Source organism: Ruegeria sp. AD2(2025) (assembly GCF_056542385.1).
Map to the genome: position 1 here is coordinate 1 of NZ_JBQFZS010000025.1, position 4,579 is coordinate 4,579.

The window sequence follows — 4,579 nt, forward strand, 5'->3', positions numbered from 1 at the left end:
ATTTCTTCGGGCTTTGGTCTCTTGTTTGCCATTCGTGGTCCTCCGTTTCCTAAACATAACGGTGGACCAGTTCAGTTGGGGAGGCTCAGCGATGCCCACCAGAAGAGTGATAAGCGCTCGTTTGGCACTTTGAATGACACCGGGAAAGAGGCGTTGATTCTCGCCAGAAGCAAGACGCGTTAGAAACGCAACGGAAGCGCGCAGGTGTTTGTGAGTGGTAGAGTGTTCGAAGAACTGGGTCGATTTTGCAATCCGCTCGCATACACTGTCTCTTACGAGCGTTTCACCCAATACAGTCTCAAAGGCTACTTTGTCGACACTCACAAGGCAGAATCCGGTATCGGCCTCTGCTCTGAAGTCGAATGACGTTCCTGGCGGTATGACAAGAACATGATCACTGTTAAAGCTGAACCCGCCAAAGGTACTATCCAAATTCCCATTAGTAAAGAAAACAAAGCCGTATCGATCTTGTGGTGATGCCCCCCACTGATCCAATCTTTGGTTAAAGGTCTCGAAATACAGACCGAGCTCTGAATCGACATTGATCGTTTCAAAACGCCATTCGTCGAGAGCTGCGCTCATCTATAAGTATTTCTGATCATAGCCCGTCAGACAGGCCGCTTGCTCGTCGATATTGCAAAAAAGTGTGTGTGCATCGCAACGGCAGTTGCTTTTCGCCAATCAGATGTGCTTTCGGGTCCTGGTCAGTTATCATTGGGGTGCTTAGAAAGCCTCAAGTAACTGCCTGCCATTTTTATGGTGACGCATCGCAAGTTTTTTTATGCTCTTGCCTCTGCTAGGAATGAAACGCGCTGGAACTGGTAGGAAGTCTGGCTCGCAGATCTCCGGAAAAAGCTCTTCAATTTCTGCCCGAGCTTCGGGTGAGATAGCTTTATGAGCTTCCGGCCCGATAAACAAGCTTTCTGTCGGCGCACCGTTAGAATAGATGACTTCGTGGTTATCGAAGAGAATGTGGAAATACTCAACTTCTGACAGGTCATCAGCGACGTCGATACCCACTATGCCAACCAATTTGATTGCTGGGATGAGCGTTTCGGTGGTTCCAAACATGCGTTCAACGATTTTGGACCGCACCAGAATACGGTGTTGACGGGAAACCAAAAGATCTTGCCGGGGCAAGCCGCACCCAAGCGCGCCTGCTTTGATACGAACAGGACGCAATTTCGGATTAGACTGCAACTCTATGGGTTGAATTTTACGAGACCCAATCCAGCGAATGGCTTTTGCTGAACTATCCAGTGTCCGCACGCGGTCTCCTACAATTAGATCTTCCACGGGGATGTCGTGCTGGTCACCCGTCTGGATCAACGTACCGGCCGCAAAACAGACAATCGTATCGTCGATGTTAGTGTAGGCAATTGTTCCATCGGAATTGATAAGGGAAAGTGTGCGGTTAGTATCGTCGAACAGCCAAGCCGGCGGAGGGGACGAAAACACGAACAACTGTCCAGGAGGATTTCCGGCAGTCTGGGAAAACACCTCGAAGATGTCATCAAAGGTTTCCCCTGTATCGTTGTTGGTCATTCGATAGAGGCCGCGCGACCGGACGGTGTCTCCCACGTTTAACTCGGTGATGTTGGAGGCAATGATCCTCTGATCGCCGTTTGTCTCGAATGGCGGAGCTTGTTCGATATCGTCAAAAATCGTGTCTCGAAACCCGTTGTCATCTCGAACGGTGACGGTGCCGCCAAATTGAAACCCGTTTGTGCCTCCGATATTGGCAAGGCGATAGATTCCAAAATCAAAGTCAGGCATTTATCGAAGCTCCAATGATTAAGTGTCAATTCGAAATGAGTTGGTGCTATTTCCTCAGATACTTGAGCGTAAAACCCCGGTTGGCGTGGCAATCACACTGTCCACGGCGCTATTGGAGCGCTCGCAGTCTTTTGACAGCATCCTTGAACCCGTTGAGAGACAAATCAGCCTGCAGGTTCTGACCATTGATACTTGTCATGAGAACAGTAAGCGTCTGGGAGGACTGCAGGTTTTCCATACCATCAGCATCCGGTGCAATATCAGCGACACACCCGACAGTTTGCAGGCAAGTCGAAAACCATCCAACCGGAAGTTCGCCATTCCCGGTAGAAAACCTGACGCCTTCCGCGAGTTGCAGGCCAAAAGGCGTGATCAGGGTCAGCTTGTCAGGATTTGCGGTGAAAACGGCGGAAATGACCCTTTGTTGTGTGTCGGCTTGCCTGAGCTCCTGAGAAACCTGGCAGGCGCGTTGCGCTTCATCGCCTTCGGACCCACTGGCGGTTTTGCACTGCACTGCCCAGACGCCATATGTTTCTGACAGCGAAGTGGGCTCCTGTGCGGACCCAGCACCTGCTGTCACTGCGATCCCGACGGCTGCGAGAAGCGGGCTTACACCACTGGCACGCAAACCTATACGTTGTACCCATTCAGAATTCGATTTTGACACCAAGGTTGCCTCCCAGAGTTTTACCCGAACTCAGACTGGATCCGAGCACGGAGCCAGCGGTCATTTCGGCAAAGATTGCGGAACGCGCGCCATTTGAAGAAAACCATTCGTAAGACCCACCAAGTCCGATTTCGCCTCGCCAGGGGCGGGATTCCTGTATCAGCGTGGTATCGTCTGACCGTACCGCTGTGGTCGCATCGAACAGGTGGAACACATTGGCCGACAGGTAGATACTGCTTTGCGCATCGCTGCGGCCAGGTAATCGATATTCCAGGACGCCGCCCACCCGAAGCTCCGAGGTCGAGCCATCTTCGAGGGAGACAATCTCACCATTTGGTCCGGTGAAACTGTCGAAATCCACGTCATAGTACATGTACTGCATTTCTGGCGTGATCGAGAACGTATCGCTCAATGCAAAGGTCTTGCCGATCTCAAGAGAGGCTGCATAGCCTGAGCCGCTATTATCCTCTGCCAGAGTAGCCCCGTCAAAAGTCAGATCGCTTTCGAAATCCGCATATTGCAGCTGTGCATCGACATACAAACCTGAATCGTCATACCAGGTGAGAGTTGTGCCAATTCCAACTGCGTCGCTGTCGACACTCCCACCGCCAATCGACGAAGATCTGGACAGGGATGCAGACCCGTAGAAGGCTCGGAACCCGCCGACAAGACGCCCGCTCCCGTACTCCCCGAGAAGTGTGTCCATACCCATTTCAAACTTGTAGGTGCTGACGTCATAGTTGGAATCTGACACCCCAAGTTCCAGCGCGGTTGTCGAGATTCTCGGGTCGAGGTCTGCCCTGCCGCCCGAAACCTTCATCCACAAACCGGCATTGCTACAGTCAAAGCTGCCTTGCTGAGCGACGGGCTGAATTGCACTGCCACAGAATGGATCACCGCCAGCCAGCCACGCCCGGCCTTGAACGCGCTGGCTATGGCTCTCGAGCGTGTTCAGAGCATTCAGGTTTTGCGGGTAGGCTTCATAGACCAGGTTCGATGGCAGGAACAGGCGCTGCAAGAACCACTGGGACCCATCCAGGACAAGCCCATATGCAACCCCACCAAGATCCAAGGTTCCGCCATCAAGCTGAAAATCGCCCTCAGAGGTAGTGCCCTGAACGTCGACGAGAAGTATGTCATTGCCGCTGGCCTTGCCAGAGGAGATATCCGCGACAAAGATCGTTGTCCCGCCTGCAACGACATCACCGGAGACCACCAGCGTATCAGCCGTGTCACCTGAGGCATCGACGTCAATCTGCAGCGCCCCATCGCCGGAGTAATCGCCACTCACCGTAAGCGTGTCACCTGCAACATCATCCTGAAGACTGATCTCCCCGGCATTGCGGATATTCCCGATGACGTTGATCATCGACACAGACCCAGAGGTGTTTTGGTACCTGCCACCGGCAAGTGTCACCAGATCACCGGTCAGGTCGAAATCACCCCAGTTGCTGATGACACCATTAGCCCCCGCGATCATCCCGTGCCCGGGCCCACTGCCAACAGTCAGGGTCGGGCCAAATTCAACTGCGCCGTCCACAACCGTGATCGCTTCCCAGTTTTGGAAGGAAGATCCATCTACGGTGCCATCCCATCCATCGAACAGGACATTGTCATCCGCTCCAGCCCCACCATCAACCAGGCCGGATAAACCCGACAGATCCGCACTGTCAGTGAAGGTCAGCGTGTCATCGCCATCGAGCATGTCGATAGTTCCGGAGCCGGTCAGGATGCCCTCAACGTCGAATGTGTCAGCGCCTGTCGTAAAGGTGAAAGCACCTTCCAGATCCAGCGTCGCACCCGATGCAATGGTTGCCGTGCTCATATCGGAGATCGCAGCACCGGCTGCCACATCCACAGTGCCCGCATTGACATTGACCGTGTCAAACATCGATGTCGCAGGCCCGGTGATGTTCAGCGTCCCCGTCCCCGTCTTCAGCAGGGTCTCAAAGCCCGTCACCGCACCGATGCTGGCCACGCCGTTTATCGCAGTGTTGAAGGTGTCCGTGCCAACGCCGCCATCGACTGTGCCGGTCACCACCGTGCCATCACGGATGGTGAACATGTCATCGCCCGTCCCCAGGGAAAGGGTTCCGGCTCCGGTATCAAGCGTGCCAGAGACATCCAGCACATCCG

The 4,579-nt window shown here is 53.7% G+C and carries 4 protein-coding genes; all 4 read right to left on the minus strand.

From position 1 onward, the window contains the following. The coding region (locus ACR1XV_RS21275; RefSeq protein WP_480535012.1) for a hypothetical protein at nt 1-582 on the minus strand (582 nt) is incomplete at its 3' end. A gap of 141 nt (nt 583-723) precedes the next feature. Then, a complete protein-coding gene (locus ACR1XV_RS21280) occupies nt 724-1,776 on the minus strand; it encodes a Hint domain-containing protein (protein ID WP_480535014.1) in 1,053 nt (350 codons plus the stop codon). A 109-nt stretch (nt 1,777-1,885) separates the two neighbouring features. Beyond that, nucleotides 1,886-2,443: an invasion associated locus B family protein gene (locus ACR1XV_RS21285; RefSeq protein WP_480535016.1), complete on the minus strand. Its 558-nt coding sequence runs from the start codon at nt 2,441-2,443 to the stop codon at nt 1,886-1,888. Further along, nucleotides 2,424-4,579, minus strand: a 2,156-nt coding sequence (locus tag ACR1XV_RS21290; RefSeq protein WP_480535018.1) for an autotransporter outer membrane beta-barrel domain-containing protein, incomplete at its 5' end; no start/stop codon positions are given. The genes ACR1XV_RS21285 and ACR1XV_RS21290, both read right to left, overlap by 20 nt.

Excerpts from the sequence above, each read along its gene's own strand:
- ACR1XV_RS21280 (WP_480535014.1), bottom strand. The coding sequence starts at position 1,776 with ATGCCTGACTTTGATTTTGGAATCTATCGCCTTGCCAATATCGGAGGC.